The sequence below is a fragment of the Pseudomonas moraviensis genome (assembly GCF_900105805.1).
GTDB classification, from domain to species: domain Bacteria; phylum Pseudomonadota; class Gammaproteobacteria; order Pseudomonadales; family Pseudomonadaceae; genus Aquipseudomonas; species Aquipseudomonas moraviensis_A.
Genome location: NZ_LT629788.1, coordinates 703,438 through 721,181 on the forward strand (window position 1 = coordinate 703,438; position 17,744 = coordinate 721,181).

At 57.0% G+C, this 17,744-nt stretch carries 16 protein-coding genes, 2 tRNA genes and 2 rRNA genes; 10 read left to right on the forward strand and 10 right to left on the reverse strand.

All coding sequences use genetic code 11. From position 1 onward, the window contains the following. Positions 1-32 precede the first annotated feature (32 nt). The 6 genes from BLU71_RS03360 to soxR form a co-directional block, all read right to left on the reverse strand. Entirely contained in the window at positions 33-608 is a 576-nt protein-coding gene (locus tag BLU71_RS03360) for a DUF6162 family protein (protein ID WP_083352293.1), read from the reverse strand. Then, the gene (locus BLU71_RS03365; RefSeq protein WP_064361578.1) at positions 605-946 is read right to left on the reverse strand and encodes a hypothetical protein; all 342 of its coding nucleotides are present in this window, start codon (positions 944-946) and stop codon (positions 605-607) included. Before BLU71_RS03365 ends, BLU71_RS03360 begins: the two co-directional genes overlap by 4 nt. Further along, positions 943-1,485 carry a hypothetical protein gene (locus BLU71_RS03370; RefSeq protein WP_064361579.1) on the reverse strand — a complete coding sequence of 181 codons (543 nt, stop codon included), beginning with the start codon at positions 1,483-1,485 and terminating at the stop codon, positions 943-945. The genes BLU71_RS03365 and BLU71_RS03370 overlap by 4 nt, the downstream gene beginning before the upstream one ends. After that, entirely contained in the window at positions 1,482-2,681 is a 1,200-nt protein-coding gene (locus BLU71_RS03375; protein WP_083352294.1) for a PepSY-associated TM helix domain-containing protein, read from the reverse strand. Before BLU71_RS03375 ends, BLU71_RS03370 begins: the two co-directional genes overlap by 4 nt. 212 nt (positions 2,682-2,893) lie before the next feature. After that, positions 2,894-3,352, reverse strand: coding sequence for a VOC family protein (locus BLU71_RS03380; RefSeq protein WP_064361581.1), 459 nt, complete (start codon positions 3,350-3,352; stop codon positions 2,894-2,896). A 112-nt stretch (positions 3,353-3,464) separates the two neighbouring features. Next, positions 3,465-3,917, reverse strand: coding sequence for a redox-sensitive transcriptional activator SoxR (gene soxR, locus BLU71_RS03385; protein WP_065616925.1), 453 nt, complete (start codon positions 3,915-3,917; stop codon positions 3,465-3,467). Positions 3,918-4,010: 93 nt separating this feature from the next. Between soxR and BLU71_RS03390 the strand changes: the two genes are divergently transcribed. The 5 genes from BLU71_RS03390 (at position 4,011) to BLU71_RS03410 (ending at position 8,711) form a co-directional block, all read left to right on the forward strand. Beyond that, positions 4,011-4,364, forward strand: a complete 354-nt coding sequence (locus tag BLU71_RS03390) for an antibiotic biosynthesis monooxygenase (RefSeq protein WP_064361582.1) — start codon at positions 4,011-4,013, stop codon at positions 4,362-4,364. 111 nt (positions 4,365-4,475) lie between these two features. Further along, positions 4,476-4,745, forward strand: coding sequence for a hypothetical protein (locus BLU71_RS03395; RefSeq protein ID WP_065616926.1), 270 nt, complete (start codon positions 4,476-4,478; stop codon positions 4,743-4,745). Positions 4,746-4,846: 101 nt separating this feature from the next. Continuing rightward, positions 4,847-5,461, forward strand: coding sequence for a LysE family translocator (locus BLU71_RS03400; protein ID WP_042607820.1), 615 nt, complete (start codon positions 4,847-4,849; stop codon positions 5,459-5,461). Between the two features lie 205 nt (positions 5,462-5,666). Then, a complete protein-coding gene (locus tag BLU71_RS03405; protein WP_064361584.1) occupies positions 5,667-6,833 on the forward strand; it encodes an aminotransferase class V-fold PLP-dependent enzyme in 1,167 nt (388 codons plus the stop codon). 69 nt (positions 6,834-6,902) lie between these two features. Next, on the forward strand, positions 6,903-8,711 hold the full coding sequence (locus BLU71_RS03410) for an aminopeptidase P family protein (protein WP_083352295.1): 1,809 nt from the start codon (positions 6,903-6,905) through the stop codon (positions 8,709-8,711). 43 nt (positions 8,712-8,754) lie between these two features. Here BLU71_RS03410 and BLU71_RS03415 read toward each other — a convergent pair whose 3' ends face one another. Both BLU71_RS03415 and BLU71_RS03420 read right to left on the reverse strand, forming a co-directional pair. After that, positions 8,755-9,351, reverse strand: coding sequence for a 2-hydroxychromene-2-carboxylate isomerase (locus BLU71_RS03415; protein WP_064361585.1), 597 nt, complete (start codon positions 9,349-9,351; stop codon positions 8,755-8,757). A 40-nt stretch (positions 9,352-9,391) separates the two neighbouring features. Further along, complete coding sequence (locus BLU71_RS03420) at positions 9,392-10,120, reverse strand: SDR family oxidoreductase (protein WP_042607816.1); 729 nt, start codon at positions 10,118-10,120, stop codon at positions 9,392-9,394. A gap of 91 nt (positions 10,121-10,211) precedes the next feature. Here BLU71_RS03420 and BLU71_RS03425 point away from each other — a divergent pair, with 91 nt between their 5' ends. Continuing rightward, the gene (locus BLU71_RS03425; protein ID WP_042607815.1) at positions 10,212-10,781 is read left to right on the forward strand and encodes a TetR/AcrR family transcriptional regulator; all 570 of its coding nucleotides are present in this window, start codon (positions 10,212-10,214) and stop codon (positions 10,779-10,781) included. Here BLU71_RS03425 and BLU71_RS03430 read toward each other — a convergent pair whose 3' ends face one another. Both BLU71_RS03430 and rhtA read right to left on the reverse strand, forming a co-directional pair. Next, complete coding sequence (locus tag BLU71_RS03430; protein ID WP_039759777.1) at positions 10,782-11,063, reverse strand: hypothetical protein; 282 nt, start codon at positions 11,061-11,063, stop codon at positions 10,782-10,784. A 169-nt stretch (positions 11,064-11,232) separates the two neighbouring features. Beyond that, entirely contained in the window at positions 11,233-12,120 is an 888-nt protein-coding gene (gene rhtA / locus BLU71_RS03435) for a threonine/homoserine exporter RhtA (protein WP_064361587.1), read from the reverse strand. 666 nt (positions 12,121-12,786) lie between these two features. On the opposite strand from rhtA, the gene BLU71_RS03445 reads away from it, so the two are divergent. From BLU71_RS03445 to BLU71_RS03460, 4 genes are all read left to right on the forward strand, one after another. Further along, a 16S ribosomal RNA gene (locus tag BLU71_RS03445) occupies positions 12,787-14,323 on the forward strand. 123 nt (positions 14,324-14,446) lie between these two features. Continuing rightward, positions 14,447-14,523 (forward strand) — tRNA-Ile (locus BLU71_RS03450). 10 nt (positions 14,524-14,533) lie between these two features. Continuing rightward, positions 14,534-14,609: transfer RNA gene (locus BLU71_RS03455), tRNA-Ala, on the forward strand. Positions 14,610-14,847: 238 nt separating this feature from the next. Then, a 23S ribosomal RNA gene (locus tag BLU71_RS03460) occupies positions 14,848-17,741 on the forward strand. Together the 16S and 23S rRNA genes with 2 tRNA genes alongside form the textbook arrangement of a ribosomal RNA operon. Positions 17,742-17,744 lie beyond the last annotated feature (3 nt).

The window sequence follows — 17,744 nt, forward strand, 5'->3', positions numbered from 1 at the left end:
CAAGCAGTCTTCTCTCGGATAAAGGCGAGGAATCAATGGCGATGTTCGCGGGTAACCCCGGCATCGAATTGCGCGACGATCTGTTTCCAGCCAGCGGCGGACAGCGCGGCATCGGACAGATCCTGCGCAGGCACGAGGTCGGCGCTGCGGTTCAGCCAGATGTCCGGCGCAGCGTTGGCATCGGCACCGACGCGCATGAGAAATGACCCGGCGACATCAGGCGTCGCGCTGCGACCGAAGTAGGCGCGGTCGGCGAGCATATGCCATGCATGACCGCCACGGCTGACCGAACTGGCATCCTGTGCGAACGGCGCGAAACCTTCTTCGGCCAGCACCTGTGGGGTCGGCAGGGCTTTTTGCTCTTCGCGCAGCAAGCGGATTTCGTCGAGGGTCACCCGCAGGTCGGCATAGATGCCTTGCTCGGCGGCGCTGAGGTCGCGGCGGGCGTCGTACTGGTTGCTCGCGACGGGCTCCGGCTCATGGGAAACCCCGCGCCACGCCACCACCGAACCGGCGACCGCGAGGATCAACAGACACAACAGCAGCACGTTGAGGGTTTCATGGCCGGCGCCGGCCGGGCGTACCACTTGAGTTGTCGGGGTACTCATGGGGCTTCGATATCCGCCTGGTCGATTTCCACAACGTGGCCGGGGCCAGCGTCGAACAGCACATAGAACTCGCTGCCGGGCTTCTTGAACGTCAGGGTCGAGTCTTCGCCCAGTTTGCCCGGCACCAGAATGGTTTCGTCGTAGCCGATCACGTCGAGGGTCACGCCCGGCGCGCCGCTGCCATCGGAGAAACCGCCGGTGCATTTGATCTGTTCGGCATCGATGGCTTTGCATTCGCACATCGGGTTGTGCGCCAGAGCGCCGGCACTGAAACCGGCGCTCAGCACCAGCAGCGCGGCACTTGCCAGCAAGCGCGGGTGGAGTGGCGAGCGAGTCATGGTTTGGCTCCTTGTTTGTTCAGCCAGGCAACGGTGGCGGGGGAGGCTTGGCTCAGGGGAATCGCGGCCTGGTGCATACTGCCGTCCCAGCCTTCCATGGTGATCCACAGCTCGGCGTCAGGTTTGGTTTTCGCCGGGATCGGCATCTGCGTGCCCATGCGGTAAGGGGTGCCGAAGAAGATCGTGCCGGCGGCACGCAGGCTGCGCGGTTTGCCGATGCGCAGGTAAGTGGCCTTGACCTGTTCGACGCAGGTATCGCAGACGGCAGCAGTGAAATCCTTCATATAGCCAGCCGGGCCGCTCAGGTGCGGCGCTTCTTCGCGCAGCTCGGCCAGGCGCAGGCTCCACGGGCCGACCTGAACGGTGCCTATTTCCCGTTGGCCCAAGCCACTGTCGCCGCGAAAAAGCGAGGCATCGGCAAAGTATTTCGGCATGAACCCCAAAGGGATCAGCAACAACAGAACATTGATGTGGAAGCGCCACTTGTGCCAGAAACGCGACAGGCGAGACGGCGGTGTGACCGAGATGGCTTTGTTCACAGGCTGGCCTCCGAAGGTTCACGGCGCATCGCTGGTTGGGCGGAGACACGGTTTTTCTTGTCCTCGCGCTTCAGTGCATTGGCGGTGGCCAGCGCGGTGCGTTTGGTCCAGATCAGCAGGCCGCTGAGGATCATCATGCTCAGCAACAGACCGAAGAAGAACCAGATCAATTTGATCCAGATGCCACCGAAGTCACCGGTGTGCAGCGGGCGCATGGATTCGGTAACGAATTCCAGCGAGGACCGGTCGGACAGCAAGCGTGATGAGGCCATTTCGCCGTTGTATGGGTTGAGTGTCGCGGTCTGGTACATCAGCGGATACCAGCCGCGACCGCTGACGCTCATGTGCGAGTAGGCATTGCCCGGCAGGTTGACGTAGCTGGCTTCCAGCCCCGGAATTTTCTGCTGGGCGATTTCGATGGCGCGGTCCAGGCTGATCCGCGGTGGCGGAGTGCCGGCGGCGGAGATCGGCACGCTTTCCCGGGACATCGCCGGAATGATCGGTTCGCTGGAAATGGAAATCTGGTTATCGAACAGGAATGCCTTGATCAGGAACCAGATGCCGGTGATGGAAATCACCGCAATGAACCAGATCGACCAGATGCCGCACAGGCGATGGAAGTCGCCCCAAAAGATCCGCGCGCCATGGCGTACGCGTAGGGTCGGGCGCAGAAAACCTTTCCAGAAGCGCTTGTAGACCACCAGCCCGGTAATCAGCGAAACCAGCATCGGCACGCCGAGCAATGACACCAGATACCAGCCCCAGCTGTAGCCATTGGTGAACGGCACCAGCCACCAGCCGTGCAGGGCGCGGGTGAAGGCCTTGAAATCGAAGGCCGGCGCGGTGCCCTGAATGACGCCGGTGTACGGATTGACATAGACCGTCAACGAACGCCCGTCGGGGTAGCTGACTTCGACGTCGAGGGCAAAGTGCGACTCGTCCGGACGATTGATGCTCTGCACCAGGGTTTGCGGCTCGGCTTGTTTGATCGCGGCGAGAATCTGGTCGTAGCTCAGGCGCGGCGCGTCGTCCGACGGCTGGCTGGCGCGCATTTGCGGGTTGGCCAGCCAGACGATTTCCTGGCTGACTACCGCCAGCGTGCCGGTGACACAGACGATCAGCACAAAGAACCAGATCGGCAATGCCAGCCAGCTATGCACCAGGAACCACAGTTTGGAACGGGATTTCTTCGACATGATTGCGCGTCTTGATAGCGGTGGAAGGGGCCGGGCTACGGGCTTCGCAGCACGGAACTCCCCGGGAGGCCGTTCGTGGCTTTTGCCTACGCGAACGGCCTGCATTCCTATAAGACGTATGAGCGAAGAAAATCCCGAAAGCGGATATGAAAGCAAATGTTTCGCAATTACATCGGCACAGCGTTTTGTCGGTCGGTTCCGGCAACAAGGCTTTAGTTTTGGTTGAACATTTCCATCGCTCGTTGGCGAATCTGCTCTTCGCTCAGGTCTTCCTTGTGGGTGGCGAGAAACCATAAATGGCCGAACGGATCTCTCAAAGTCCCGCTGCGGTCGCCGTAGAACTGGTCTTTGACCTCGGAGACGCTTTGCGCGCCGGCATCCAGTGCTTGTTGAAAGGCCTGATCGACATCGGGCACGTACAGGTGCAAACCGATCGAAACCGCCTGCTGCGGATTGCTCAACGGCCCTTGGTCGCAAGGTGTGCCGAGCATGATCGCGCTGTCACCGATGCGCAGTTCGGCGTGGCCGATATTGCCGTCGGGCATGGTCAGACGCATGACTTCGCTGGCATTGAAGGCTTTCTTGTAGAAATCGATGGCCTCGGCGGCCTGTTGGATGCCGAGATACGGGGTAATGCTGTGATACCCCTCAGGAATGGGTTTGACGCTCATGACGTTCTCCCTGTTTTTGTTTTCAACAGATGGGGTTGCTCCGGATTTGTCCGGAGCAATCACTATAGAACCGTCCTCGCAGCGCAGGTTTTCTGCCGACGAGCAGCGCGCATCACGCATCGCGAAAGTGCGGGCCTGGGCCTCGGTCACCGAGCACGTCACCCTTATTGCGCAATGGACACGCCTCCATGGACAGACAGCCACAGCCGATGCAACCGGTGAGCTGATCGCGCATTAGCGTCAGTTGCTTGATTCGTTCGTCGAGTTCGCGCTGCCATTGTTCGGACAGCATTTTCCAGTCCGCCGCCGACGGCGCGCGATCCTGCGGCAGGATCTTAAGCGCTTCGCCGATTTCCGCCAGCGGTATCCCTAGTCGTTGCGCGACTTTGATCAATGCTACCCGGCGCAACACGGCACGGGGATAGCGGCGCTGGTTACCGGCGTTGCGTTCACTTTTGATCAAGCCTTTGGCTTCGTAAAAATGCAGCGCGGTGACCGCGACGCCACTGCGCGCGGCAACTTCGCCGACGGTAAGAGGTTTATGCACCTGGTCTTTGCTGATCATGGGGAAAATGCTCTTGACCTTGACTTAACTTGAGGTTTTACCCTGCAGCTCTTCGGGTCGCAAGGCTCGCTTCAAGATGAGTGGGGGCTTTCCATGAGCAATCGCAGCTTTACCCAATTGATCGAGTTCGAGATCGAACCGCGTCAGCAAGCCGCGCTGGTTTCGGCATTGGCGATGCAGACCGAGCGTCTGGCTCAGCGTTACGACGGTTTTCTCAGTGCCAGCGTGCAGGCCAGCGACGACGGCCGACGCGTGTTGAGCTTTCTGCAATGGCAAAGCCGCGAGGCGGGGGAGGCGGCATTTCACAGTTTCGAAAACGGTGAGCAGGATTTCTGGCAACTGATCCGCACTCATCGCGCGAAAACCGTGACCTTCAATTCCTTCCAGGTACACAGCAGCATTGCCCGCAGCCACGACGATGCGCTGCATTGCCGTCTGCCGGGTTAGCCAGGATTAGCGCAAACCTGATAGCCACTATTGAGAGCGTTGATTTCTGCGCGAGCGTGCCTGGGCGTAGCCTTTCTCCATCGACCCCACATTGCTCGCTAGGACGCCCCCATGAACCGTTTACTGACTGTTTCGCTGATGCTCGCTGTTTCCGTACTCGCTGGCTGTGCCAGCCACGTTTCGCCAGAGCTGCGCCCTTACACCGCTGAAGAATCCCGCGAACTGGCACTGGAAGCGCTGAACCGCAGCGGCCTGTCGTTCGACGAATACCACGCAAAAAAAGCCCAGTTGCTCGGCCAGCCGCAGAAGACTTTCGGTTTTGACCAGCAGGGTGAGATGAGCGCCGAGCGTGCCGTACAGCTGCACGGACGTCCTAGCTGAAAGCAAACTGTACTGCTTGAAGTTTTCCCTAACTGTCCGTGGGTTTGCCGGACGCCGTGGGATAGGGTCAACACCTGAATGACCCTGGATGGACTGCCTCGATGAACCTCTCGCTTGATCTGCTGTTGGGCTTTGCCCTGTTTGCCCTTGTCACCTCGATCACACCGGGGCCGAACAACACCATGTTGTTGGCATCCGGAGTGAATTTCGGCTTCAACCGCACCATTCCGCACATGCTCGGCATCAGCTGCGGCTTCTTCCTGTTGGTGGTGGCGGTGGGCTTCGGCCTGGGCGCGGTGTTTCAGGCCTACCCGATTCTTTATACGGTGCTGCGTTATGTCGGCGCCGCCTATTTGCTCTACCTGGCGTGGAAGATCGCCCACTCCGGCCCGGTCGGCGACGGTGCCGACGGCCAGGCGAAACCGATCAGCTATCTGGGCGCCGCCGCGTTTCAGTGGGTCAATCCCAAGGCGTGGATCATGGCCATCGGTGCCATCAGCACGTACACGCCGATGCAGGGCTATTTCTACAATGTGGTGGTCATCGCGGCGGTATTCGCCATCATCAACCTTCCAAGTGTTGGCCTGTGGGCCGCGTGCGGCACGCTGTTGCGCAATGTACTCAAGGATCCGCGGTGGTTGCGCGTGTTCAATTGGGGCATGGCGGCGCTACTGGTAATTTCGCTGTATCCGTTACTTCTCGAAAGCTTTCACTGACGCATTGCTTCAATCGCCGGCCCGATGCCTGTTAAGCTCGGTTTCAGGAGCGTTCCTACGCACTTTTAAATGAAGCCCTACTTCTTTAACGGCATCCGATCAGGTATTGATGACGCTCTCGAACCCATGCACAGCTCACGAGGCTGTGCATCGTCGTTTGCAGACACGAGCCTCCTGATCCCGGAACACGCTCTGCGAGTCCTTTATGAACACACGTCCGTTGTATTTCGATTACGCCGCCACCACCCCGGTGGACGAGCGGGTCATCAGGGTGATGACCGAATGTCTGGGTTTTCACGGTAACTTCGGTAACCCGGCTTCCAGCTCCCACGCCTTCGGCCAGCAGGCCCGGCAGACGGTCGAGCAGGCACGTCGGCAAGTCGCCGATCTGGTCGGCGCGCAGCCTGAGCAGATCGTCTGGACCTCCGGTGCCACCGAATCCAACAATCTTGCCCTCAAAGGCGTCGCCCAGGCCCGTGGCGTTTCCGGCGGGCACATCATTACCAGCCAGATCGAACACAAGGCCATTCTCGACACCGCCCGACAATTGCAGGATTCGGGCATTGCCGTGACTTATCTGGTGCCGGACGCTGAAGGCTTGATCACACCGCAAGCGGTCAGTGAAGCGATGCGCGACGACACGTTTCTGGTGTCGCTGATGCTGGTCAACAACGAGCTGGGCACGGTCAACGATGTCGAGGCGATTGGTGAGGTGGTGCGCAGTCGGCAGGCGCTATTCCATGTCGACGCCGCGCAGGGCGCTGGCAAAGTCGCGATCGATCTGAGCCGCCTGGCGGTTGACCTGATGTCGTTTTCCGCACACAAACTCTACGGCCCCAAGGGCATCGGCGCCTTGTATGTCGGTCCGCACGCGCAGCAACGCTTGCAGGCGCAGATCCATGGCGGCGGTCACGAAGGCGGCTTGCGCTCCGGAACCCTGGCGACTCATCAGATTGCCGGTATGGGCGCAGCATTCGCTCTGGCCGCCGACGCATTCGATGAAGAGAAAAAAGCCATCGTCGCTTTGCGCGAACGTTTGCTCGAACAGCTTTTGAGTTTGCCCGGCGTGCGCCTCAATGGCAGTGCCTCGCAACGTATTCCGCACACCCTAAGCCTGACCTTCAGCGAGGGCGAGTTCAACAGTACTGCGTTGAGCCATTCGATCGCGTTTTCCGCGACGTCGGCGTGTAATTCCGCAAGCAACGCGCCGTCCCACGTGCTGCTCGCGCTCGGCCACGATGCGCGGCTGGCGGCGCGCACCATTCGCTTGAGCCTCGGGCGGTTTACCACCGCCGAGGATGTCGACAAGGCCGTCGAACTGATCAGAACCGCCTGCGCCAGTGCCCCGGCATTCTGGGCGACAGGGCTTTAAAACAGCCGACGCTTTCCATGGCCGTGAAGGCTACGAACAATAACGATGACGCGATTAGCAGGAGACATGATGAGTTCCCACACCTTGACCGAAGGATCGGTGCCTCAGCGCCTGGCGCATACCCGTGAACTGATGCGCCGCGAAGGCATCCATGCGCTGCTCGTGCCGTCCGCCGACCCGCATCTGTCGGAATATTTGCCGGGTTACTGGCAGGGCCGGCAATGGCTGTCGGGTTTCCACGGTTCGGTCGGTACGCTGATTGTCACTACTGATTTCGCTGGCGTGTGGGCCGACAGTCGTTACTGGGAACAGGCGACCAAGGAACTCGACGGCAGCGGCATCGAACTGGTCAAGCTGCAACCGGGGCAGCCGAGCCCGCTGGACTGGCTGGCCGAGCAAACCCCAGAGGGCGGCGTGGTGGCGGTCGATGGTGCGGTGATGGCAGTGGCGTCGGCGCGCACACTGAGCAGCAAGCTCGAAGCACGCGGCGCTCGTCTGCGCACCGATATCGACCTGTTGCAGGAAGTCTGGCGCGATCGCCCGAGCCTCCCCGACGCGCCGGTCTATCAGCATCTGCCGCCGCAAGCGACTGTCAGCCGCGGTGAGAAACTCGCGAAGCTGCGCGAGTCCTTGCAAGAGCGTGGGGCCGATTGGCATTTCATCGCCACCCTGGATGACATCGCCTGGCTGTTCAACCTGCGCGGTGGTGATGTCTCGTTCAATCCAGTGTTTGTTTCGTTCGCCTTGATCAATCAGCAACAGGCGACGTTGTTCGTCGCCCTGAGCAAGGTCGATGCCGATCTGCGCGGCGTGCTCGAACAGGATGGCGTGACGCTGCGTGACTACAGCGAAGTGGCCGATGCATTGCGTGCTGTGCCGAGTGGCGCGAGCCTGCTGGTCGATCCGGCGCGAGTGACCACAGGTTTGCTGGATCACCTGGACAGTGGCGTGAAACTGGTCGAAGGCCTGAACCCGACCACGCTGGCCAAATCGCAGAAAAGCGAAGCCGACGCTCAGCACATCCGCAAAGCGATGGAGCAGGATGGCGCGGCGTTGTGCGAATTCTTCGCCTGGCTGGAATCGGCGTGGGGTCGCGAGCGCATCACCGAGCTGACCATTGACGAGAAACTCACCGCCGCTCGTGAACGTCGCCCCGATTATGTTTCGCTGAGTTTCAACACCATTGCCGCGTTCAATGCCAACGGCGCGATGCCGCATTATCACGCTACCGAAGAGGAGCATGCGGTGATCGAGGGTGATGGTCTGTTGCTTATCGATTCCGGTGGCCAGTACCTCGGCGGTACGACCGACATCACCCGCATGGTCCCGGTGGGAACTCCGACCCAAGAGCAGAAGCAGGATTGCACGCGTGTGTTGAAAGGCGTGATTGCCCTCTCACGGGCACGCTTCCCGAAAGGCATTCTGTCGCCGCTGCTCGACGCCATCGCCCGTGCGCCGATCTGGGCTGAAAACGTCGATTACGGTCACGGCACCGGTCACGGCGTGGGCTATTTCCTCAACGTTCACGAAGGTCCGCAGGTGATCGCCTATCAGGCCGCGCCGGCGCCGCACACAGCTATGCAGCCGGGAATGATCACATCGATCGAACCCGGTACTTATCGTCCAGGCCGCTGGGGTGTGCGCATCGAGAACCTGGCGATGAACCGCGAGGCCGGTACCAGCGAATTCGGCGATTTCCTCAAGTTCGAAACCCTGACGTTGTGCCCGATCGATACCCGTTGCCTGATTGCGGATCTGCTGACCCAGGAAGAAAAGCAGTGGCTCAATGCTTATCACAGTGAAGTGCGCGAGCGTTTGAGCCCATTGCTGGAGGGTGCGGCGCTGGGCTGGCTGAACGAGCGCACTGTGGCAATTTGATCGATGTACCCAAGGCACTGCCCGCGGTGCCTTGGGCTTGGCTTCAATCCTGGCGCAATGCCTCTTCTACGAAGTCGAGTCGATCCTGACCGAAGAACATCTGATCGCCAATGAACATGCTTGGAGCACCGAAAACGCCGCGCTTGATGGCTTTTTCGGTGTTTTCCTTGAGCGCGGCCTTGACTGATTCATCGTTGGTCAACGCCATTATTTCCTGGGTATCGAAGCCGTTTTCAGTCAGCACCCCTGCGATGGTTTGCGGATCGTTAAGGTTACGGCCTTCCACCCAAAGTGCCTTGAACAGGCAATCGACGAAGTCGGCGAAACGCTGCGGCTGATGCAACTGCATGCCAGTGACGGCGCGCATCAATATCAGCGTATTGATCGGAAAGTGCGGATTGAACCTGAGCTGTACGCCGTAGCGTTTGGCGAAACGGTCGAGGTCCTGAAACATGTAACGACCCTTGGCCGGAATCACCGCCGGCGAGGCATTGCCGGTGGCTTTGAATACGCCACCCAACAGCATCGGGATGTAGATCAGTTCGCTGCGGGTTTCGGCGCAAATGTTCGGCAGCTGGGTGTGCGCCAGATAGGTGGTGGGGCTGCCGAGGTCGAAATAGAATTCCACGGTTTTCGTCATTATCAAGTCGCGCTCTTATTGTTGTGATGAGGGGGAGGGCTTACCAGCGCTCGTTCCATGGGCGCAGGTCCAGCTCGAAGGTCCATGCATCCCGTGGCTGACTGTGCAGATACCAGTAGTTTTCGGCGATGTGCTCCGGGTCCAGAATGCCGTCCTGATCCTTGGTCGCGTATTTTTCGGGAAAGCTGTTGCGGATGAAGTCGGTGTCGATCGCACCGTCCACTACGACATGGGCGACATGGATGTTCATCGGTCCCAGTTCCCTGGCCATGCTTTGGGCCAGTGCGCGGATACCGTGTTTGGCGCCAGCGAAAGCGGCGAATCCGGAAGCGCCGCGCAGTCCGGCGGTGGCACCGGTAAACAGAATCGTGCCGCGCTGCCGGGTCACCATGCGCTTGGCCACTTCACGGGCATTGAGAAACCCGGAGAAACAGGCCATCTCCCAGATCTTGAAATACTTGCGCGCGGTTTCTTCGAGAATGCTGCACGGCACGTTGGCTCCGATGTTGAAGACAAAGGCCTCGATCGGACCGACGCGTGTCTCGATGTCTTCGATCAGCGCGATGACGTCTTCTTCCTTGCGCGCATCGCAAGCGAACCCATGAGCCTCACCGCCTTCAGCGACTATGGCGTCGACCAGTGGCTGCAGTTTGTCGGCGCTGCGCCGGGTCACGCAGGCAGTGAAACCTTCATTGGCAAAACGCTTGGCAATCGCGCCGCCAGTGGCATCGCCCGCACCGACAACCAATACGACCTTCTTGTTATTCATGGGTGAATCCCTTTAGGTTAACGATCGTTTAGTTAACGAACGTTATGCTAGGATTCGGGCAGCGTCAAGGCGAACCATTTCAGGAGAGGACATGCGTTATTCGGCAGGCCACAAATCGGAAACCCGCGAAAGATTGCTGCAAAGCAGCGCGCTCTCGGCAAAGAAATCGGGGTTTTCCACGGTGGGCGTGGATGGTCTGATGAAGGCTATCGGTTTGAGTGGCGCAGCGTTCTACAGTCACTTTTCCTCAAAGGATGGGTTGTTTGCTGCCATTGTCGAGCGAGAGCTGAGTGAGAGTCTCGAGCGCCTTGGTGGGCAGGGCGGCGCAGATCGGCAGCGGCTGGAGCGTTGTCTGAAGCAGTACCTGAGCATGGCCCACGTCGAGCAACCCGAGTCCGGCTGCGCGCTGCCGACATTGGGTGCAGAGATCGCCCGTGCCGATGTGCAGGTGCGTGAGCAGGCGGAAGAATGGATCTGCCGTCTCCAGCAAAGTTGGGCTGAGATACTGGAAAGCGAGAGCCTGGCCTGGTCGGTGCTTGCGCAATGCGTGGGTGCGCTGGTGGTCGCGCGGATGCTGGCAACACCGGACGTGCAGCGAACGGTGTTGCGCTCGAGCCATCAGGAAATCACGCGTCAGCTCGCTTCCCCGCGAGCCGAGTAGTTATTTGCAGATGACGATCATGCTGCGGCTGGTATAGCCGGCGGGGTTCAGGCCGAACGGATAATCGCCTGGTTCTTCCACGGCATCCCCGGATTTGGCGATCACCTTGTACCCCTTGGGAGCGCAGGAGTTGGCGGCGCTGGTGTAGCACTTGTCCCATGAGGATGAAAGTCCGGAACAGTTGATATGCAGGCCCTTCTTTCCCCGCTTGACCTGGGTTTCCGAGGTCGCTGCGCAACTTGCGATCGCCAGCAGGGCGATCAATAGCAAAATTCGTTTCATTACCATCCTTAATAGCGGCCGCGAGTCTTGTGCTCGGGTCTGCCTGTATTCGCTCGCGTTTGCAGCGTTGTGCCGTCCCTTTGCGAAAAAATCCATGCCTGGCGATGGGTTACGAAGCTAAACATGGCCTAAATAAGCGCCAATTACCAGAGCCACTTTTCATTACCCTTCAGTCCGCCGCGACAGCAGGCTTTGCTCCGCTGCCCATGGTCATCGTTGCGCCCACGGAGGCCAGAATAATGCACAGGATGGCCAGCCATTGTGACAATGAAAGGTATTCCTGCAGAAAAAGCAGGCCCGATAGCGCGCCGAACGCGGGTTCGATACTCATGAGTGTGCCGAAGGTGCGCGCGGGCATTCGCGTCAGGGCGACCATTTCCAGGGTGTAGGGCAGGGCGGTGGACAGAATGGCGACTCCGATAGCGACTGGAATCAGTGAGGGTGTCAGCAGCGCAGCGCCGGCATGAACGATACCGATCGGCGCTACGAACAGCGCGGCGATCATCACGCCCAACGCAGCCGTAGTTACTCCGTTATCAGCGCCGGCCTTCTGCCCGAACAGAATGTACAGCGCCCAGCAGACCCCGGCTCCCAGTGCATAGCCCGCTCCGACCAGGTCAATGCCAGCAGTGGTTGCCCCAGTAGGTATCAATAGAAGCAAGCCGGCCGCGGCCAGCGCGATCCAGAGAAAATCGATAGCGCGGCGAGAGGCATATATCGCTACAGCCAGAGGGCCGGTGAATTCGAGAGCAACGGCGATGCCCAGCGGCACAGTGCGCAGAGACATATAGAAGAGGAAGTTCATCCCGCCCAATGCCATGCCGTAGACAATCACGGTACGAAGAGACTTGGCGGTCAGCTTTGCGCGCCATGGCCGGAGCAATAGCAGCATGATCACGCTGGCAAAGATCAAGCGCAGCGTGGTTGTGCCTTGAGCGCCGATAATCGGGAACATGCTTTTGGCCAGGGAGGCGCCTGACTGGATGGATGCCATGGCTATCATGAGCAGGCCTACCGGAAACAACATGGAGGCTAGGGAGCGAGGTTGGTCATTCATTACAGGGCGGCATCCAGGCAAAAGCAGAGTGTTGTTATGGGAGTGGGCAATATACTGCGCATTGGATGGGGGCGCGTCTATATATAGAGGAGGTTTTTGCTGATTTGTAAGAAAAGCGAAATTAACGGTTGACGGCAGATTCCAGAGGTCTATAATTCGCCCCACTTCCGGCGCAGTCGAAACGGAAAACTCCTTGAGATTCAAAGAGTTACGCAGTTTTCGGCAGCGGCTCGCTTCAGATCATCGAAGCCTGGAAAGAGTTGAAAGAGCAGTGATGTTCGGCTCTTTTAACGGTTCGGTCTTCTCGGTCGAAAGCGGAGAAAAAGAGGTGTTGACAGCAGCGATTAACGCTGTAGAATTCGCCTCCCGCTAACGAGAGATCGGAAGCGCAAGTGGTTGAAGTTGTTGAGGAATTCTTCGAAAACTTCTGAAAATAATCACTTGACAGCAAATGAGGCTGCTGTAGAATGCGCGCCTCGGTTGAGACGAAAGATCTTAACCAACCGCTCTTTAACAACTGAATCAAGCAATTCGTGTGGGTGCTTGTGCAGTCAGACTGATAGTCAACAAGATTATCAGCATCACAAGTTACTCCGCGAGAAATCAAAGATGTAACCAACGATTGCTGAGCCAAGTTTAGGGTTTCTTAAAAACCCAAAGATGTTTGAACTGAAGAGTTTGATCATGGCTCAGATTGAACGCTGGCGGCAGGCCTAACACATGCAAGTCGAGCGGATGAAAGGAGCTTGCTCCTGGATTCAGCGGCGGACGGGTGAGTAATGCCTAGGAATCTGCCTGGTAGTGGGGGACAACGTTTCGAAAGGAACGCTAATACCGCATACGTCCTACGGGAGAAAGCAGGGGACCTTCGGGCCTTGCGCTATCAGATGAGCCTAGGTCGGATTAGCTAGTTGGTGAGGTAATGGCTCACCAAGGCGACGATCCGTAACTGGTCTGAGAGGATGATCAGTCACACTGGAACTGAGACACGGTCCAGACTCCTACGGGAGGCAGCAGTGGGGAATATTGGACAATGGGCGAAAGCCTGATCCAGCCATGCCGCGTGTGTGAAGAAGGTCTTCGGATTGTAAAGCACTTTAAGTTGGGAGGAAGGGTTGTAGATTAATACTCTGCAATTTTGACGTTACCGACAGAATAAGCACCGGCTAACTCTGTGCCAGCAGCCGCGGTAATACAGAGGGTGCAAGCGTTAATCGGAATTACTGGGCGTAAAGCGCGCGTAGGTGGTTTGTTAAGTTGGATGTGAAATCCCCGGGCTCAACCTGGGAACTGCATCCAAAACTGGCAAGCTAGAGTATGGTAGAGGGTGGTGGAATTTCCTGTGTAGCGGTGAAATGCGTAGATATAGGAAGGAACACCAGTGGCGAAGGCGACCACCTGGACTGATACTGACACTGAGGTGCGAAAGCGTGGGGAGCAAACAGGATTAGATACCCTGGTAGTCCACGCCGTAAACGATGTCAACTAGCCGTTGGGAGCCTTGAGCTCTTAGTGGCGCAGCTAACGCATTAAGTTGACCGCCTGGGGAGTACGGCCGCAAGGTTAAAACTCAAATGAATTGACGGGGGCCCGCACAAGCGGTGGAGCATGTGGTTTAATTCGAAGCAACGCGAAGAACCTTACCAGGCCTTGACATCCAATGAACTTTCCAGAGATGGATTGGTGCCTTCGGGAACATTGAGACAGGTGCTGCATGGCTGTCGTCAGCTCGTGTCGTGAGATGTTGGGTTAAGTCCCGTAACGAGCGCAACCCTTGTCCTTAGTTACCAGCACGTTATGGTGGGCACTCTAAGGAGACTGCCGGTGACAAACCGGAGGAAGGTGGGGATGACGTCAAGTCATCATGGCCCTTACGGCCTGGGCTACACACGTGCTACAATGGTCGGTACAAAGGGTTGCCAAGCCGCGAGGTGGAGCTAATCCCATAAAACCGATCGTAGTCCGGATCGCAGTCTGCAACTCGACTGCGTGAAGTCGGAATCGCTAGTAATCGCGAATCAGAATGTCGCGGTGAATACGTTCCCGGGCCTTGTACACACCGCCCGTCACACCATGGGAGTGGGTTGCACCAGAAGTAGCTAGTCTAACCTTCGGGAGGACGGTTACCACGGTGTGATTCATGACTGGGGTGAAGTCGTAACAAGGTAGCCGTAGGGGAACCTGCGGCTGGATCACCTCCTTAATCGACGACATCAGCTGCTGCATGAGCTCCCACACGAATTGCTTGATTCATTGAAGAAGACGATAGAAGCAGCTTTAAGCTCCAAGCTGATAGCTCTGAGCTAACAGTTACAAGCTCGAAATTGGGTCTGTAGCTCAGTTGGTTAGAGCGCACCCCTGATAAGGGTGAGGTCGGCAGTTCGAATCTGCCCAGACCCACCAATTTTGTTATGGGGCCATAGCTCAGCTGGGAGAGCGCCTGCCTTGCACGCAGGAGGTCAGCGGTTCGATCCCGCTTGGCTCCACCATAAACTGCTTCGCCGTTACAGAGTTTAGAAATGAATATTCGTAGTGAATATTGATTTCTAGTCTTTTGACTGGATCGTTCTTTAAAAATTTGGGTATGTGATAGAAAGATAGACTGAACGTTACTTTCACTGGTAACGGATCAGGCTAAGGTAAAATTTGTGAGTTCTCTTAGTTGAGAAATTCGAATTTTCGGCGAATGTCGTCTTCACAGTATAACCAGATTGCTTGGGGTTATATGGTCAAGTGAAGAAGCGCATACGGTGGATGCCTTGGCAGTCAGAGGCGATGAAAGACGTGGTAGCCTGCGAAAAGCTTCGGGGAGTCGGCAAACAGACTTTGATCCGGAGATGTCTGAATGGGGGAACCCAGCCATCATAAGATGGTTATCTTGTACTGAATACATAGGTGCAAGAGGCGAACCAGGGGAACTGAAACATCTAAGTACCCTGAGGAAAAGAAATCAACCGAGATTCCCTTAGTAGTGGCGAGCGAACGGGGACTAGCCCTTAAGTGGCTTTGAGATTAGCGGAACGCTCTGGAAAGTGCGGCCATAGTGGGTGATAGCCCTGTACGCGAAAATCTCTTAGTCATGAAATCGAGTAGGACGGAGCACGAGAAACTTTGTCTGAATATGGGGGGACCATCCTCCAAGGCTAAATACTACTGACTGACCGATAGTGAACTAGTACCGTGAGGGAAAGGCGAAAAGAACCCCGGAGAGGGGAGTGAAATAGATCCTGAAACCGTATGCGTACAAGCAGTGGGAGCAGACTTTGTTCTGTGACTGCGTACCTTTTGTATAATGGGTCAGCGACTTATTTTCAGTGGCGAGCTTAACCGAATAGGGGAGGCGTAGCGAAAGCGAGTCTTAATAGGGCGTCTAGTCGCTGGGAATAGACCCGAAACCGGGCGATCTATCCATGGGCAGGTTGAAGGTTAGGTAACACTGACTGGAGGACCGAACCGACTACCGTTGAAAAGTTAGCGGATGACCTGTGGATCGGAGTGAAAGGCTAATCAAGCTCGGAGATAGCTGGTTCTCCTCGAAAGCTATTTAGGTAGCGCCTCATGTATCACTGTAGGGGGTAGAGCACTGTTTCGGCTAGGGGGTCATCCCGACTTACCAAACCGATGCAAACTCCGAATACCTACAAGTGCCGAGCATGGGAGACACACGGCGGGTGCTAACGTCCGTCGTGAAAAGGGAAACAACCCAGACCGTCAGCTAAGGTCCCAAAGTTATGGTTAAGTGGGAAACGATGTGGGAAGGCTTAGACAGCTAGGAGGTTGGCTTAGAAGCAGCCACCCTTTAAAGAAAGCGTAATAGCTCACTAGTCGAGTCGGCCTGCGCGGAAGATGTAACGGGGCTCAAACCATACACCGAAGCTACGGGTATCACCTTCGGGTGATGCGGTAGAGGAGCGTTCTGTAAGCCTGTGAAGGTGAGTTGAGAAGCTTGCTGGAGGTATCAGAAGTGCGAATGCTGACATGAGTAACGACAATGGGTGTGAAAAACACCCACGCCGAAAGACCAAGGTTTCCTGCGCAACGTTAATCGACGCAGGGTTAGTCGGTCCCTAAGGCGAGGCTGAAAAGCGTAGTCGATGGAAAACAGGTTAATATTCCTGTACTTCTGGTTATTGCGATGGAGGGACGGAGAAGGCTAGGCCAGCTTGGCGTTGGTTGTCCAAGTTTAAGGTGGTAGGCTGAGATCTTAGGTAAATCCGGGATCTTAAGGCCGAGAGCTGATGACGAGTTACCCTTTGGGTGACGAAGTGGTTGATGCCATGCTTCCAAGAAAAGCTTCTAAGCTTCAGGTAACCAGGAACCGTACCCCAAACCGACACAGGTGGTTGGGTAGAGAATACCAAGGCGCTTGAGAGAACTCGGGTGAAGGAACTAGGCAAAATGGCACCGTAACTTCGGGAGAAGGTGCGCCGGTGAGGGTGAAGGACTTGCTCCGTAAGCTCATGCCGGTCGAAGATACCAGGCCGCTGCGACTGTTTATTAAAAACACAGCACTCTGCAAACACGAAAGTGGACGTATAGGGTGTGACGCCTGCCCGGTGCCGGAAGGTTAATTGATGGGGTTAGCTAACGCGAAGCTCTTGATCGAAGCCCCGGTAAACGGCGGCCGTAACTATAACGGTCCTAAGGTAGCGAAATTCCTTGTCGGGTAAGTTCCGACCTGCACGAATGGCGTAACGATGGCGGCGCTGTCTCCACCCGAGACTCAGTGAAATTGAAATCGCTGTGAAGATGCAGTGTATCCGCGGCTAGACGGAAAGACCCCGTGAACCTTTACTATAGCTTTGCACTGGACTTTGAATTTGCTTGTGTAGGATAGGTGGGAGGCTTTGAAGCGTGGACGCCAGTTCGCGTGGAGCCATCCTTGAAATACCACCCTGGCAACTTTGAGGTTCTAACTCAGGTCCGTTATCCGGATCGAGGACAGTGTATGGTGGGTAGTTTGACTGGGGCGGTCTCCTCCTAAAGAGTAACGGAGGAGTACGAAGGTGCGCTCAGACCGGTCGGAAATCGGTCGTAGAGTATAAAGGCAAAAGCGCGCTTGACTGCGAGACAGACACGTCGAGCAGGTACGAAAGTAGGTCTTAGTGATCCGGTGGTTCTGTATGGAAGGGCCATCGCTCAACGGATAAAAGGTACTCCGGGGATAACAGGCTGATACCGCCCAAGAGTTCATATCGACGGCGGTGTTTGGCACCTCGATGTCGGCTCATCACATCCTGGGGCTGAAGCCGGTCCCAAGGGTATGGCTGTTCGCCATTTAAAGTGGTACGCGAGCTGGGTTTAGAACGTCGTGAGACAGTTCGGTCCCTATCTGCCGTGGACGTTTGAGATTTGAGAGGGGCTGCTCCTAGTACGAGAGGACCGGAGTGGACGAACCTCTGGTGTTCCGGTTGTCACGCCAGTGGCATTGCCGGGTAGCTATGTTCGGGAAAGATAACCGCTGAAAGCATCTAAGCGGGAAACTTGCCTCAAGATGAGATCTCACTGGAACCTTGAGTTCCCTGAAGGGCCGTCGAAGACTACGACGTTGATAGGTTGGGTGTGTAAGCGCTGTGAGGCGTTGAGCTAACCAATACTAATTGCCCGTGAGGCTTGACCATATA

Coding starts and splice junctions, on each gene's coding strand:
- BLU71_RS03360 (WP_083352293.1), bottom strand. CDS start 608: ATGAGTACCCCGACAACTCAAGTGGTACGCCCGGCCGGCGCCGGCCAT.
- BLU71_RS03365 (WP_064361578.1), bottom strand. CDS start 946: ATGACTCGCTCGCCACTCCACCCGCGCTTGCTGGCAAGTGCCGCGCTG.
- BLU71_RS03375 (WP_083352294.1), bottom strand. CDS start 2,681: ATGTCGAAGAAATCCCGTTCCAAACTGTGGTTCCTGGTGCATAGCTGG.
- BLU71_RS03380 (WP_064361581.1), bottom strand. CDS start 3,352: ATGAGCGTCAAACCCATTCCTGAGGGGTATCACAGCATTACCCCGTAT.
- soxR (WP_065616925.1), bottom strand. CDS start 3,917: ATGATCAGCAAAGACCAGGTGCATAAACCTCTTACCGTCGGCGAAGTT.
- BLU71_RS03390 (WP_064361582.1), top strand. CDS start 4,011: ATGAGCAATCGCAGCTTTACCCAATTGATCGAGTTCGAGATCGAACCG.
- BLU71_RS03395 (WP_065616926.1), top strand. CDS start 4,476: ATGAACCGTTTACTGACTGTTTCGCTGATGCTCGCTGTTTCCGTACTC.
- BLU71_RS03400 (WP_042607820.1), top strand. CDS start 4,847: ATGAACCTCTCGCTTGATCTGCTGTTGGGCTTTGCCCTGTTTGCCCTT.
- BLU71_RS03405 (WP_064361584.1), top strand. CDS start 5,667: ATGAACACACGTCCGTTGTATTTCGATTACGCCGCCACCACCCCGGTG.
- BLU71_RS03410 (WP_083352295.1), top strand. CDS start 6,903: ATGAGTTCCCACACCTTGACCGAAGGATCGGTGCCTCAGCGCCTGGCG.
- BLU71_RS03415 (WP_064361585.1), bottom strand. CDS start 9,351: ATGACGAAAACCGTGGAATTCTATTTCGACCTCGGCAGCCCCACCACC.
- BLU71_RS03420 (WP_042607816.1), bottom strand. CDS start 10,120: ATGAATAACAAGAAGGTCGTATTGGTTGTCGGTGCGGGCGATGCCACT.
- BLU71_RS03425 (WP_042607815.1), top strand. CDS start 10,212: ATGCGTTATTCGGCAGGCCACAAATCGGAAACCCGCGAAAGATTGCTG.
- BLU71_RS03430 (WP_039759777.1), bottom strand. CDS start 11,063: ATGAAACGAATTTTGCTATTGATCGCCCTGCTGGCGATCGCAAGTTGC.
- rhtA (WP_064361587.1), bottom strand. CDS start 12,120: ATGAATGACCAACCTCGCTCCCTAGCCTCCATGTTGTTTCCGGTAGGC.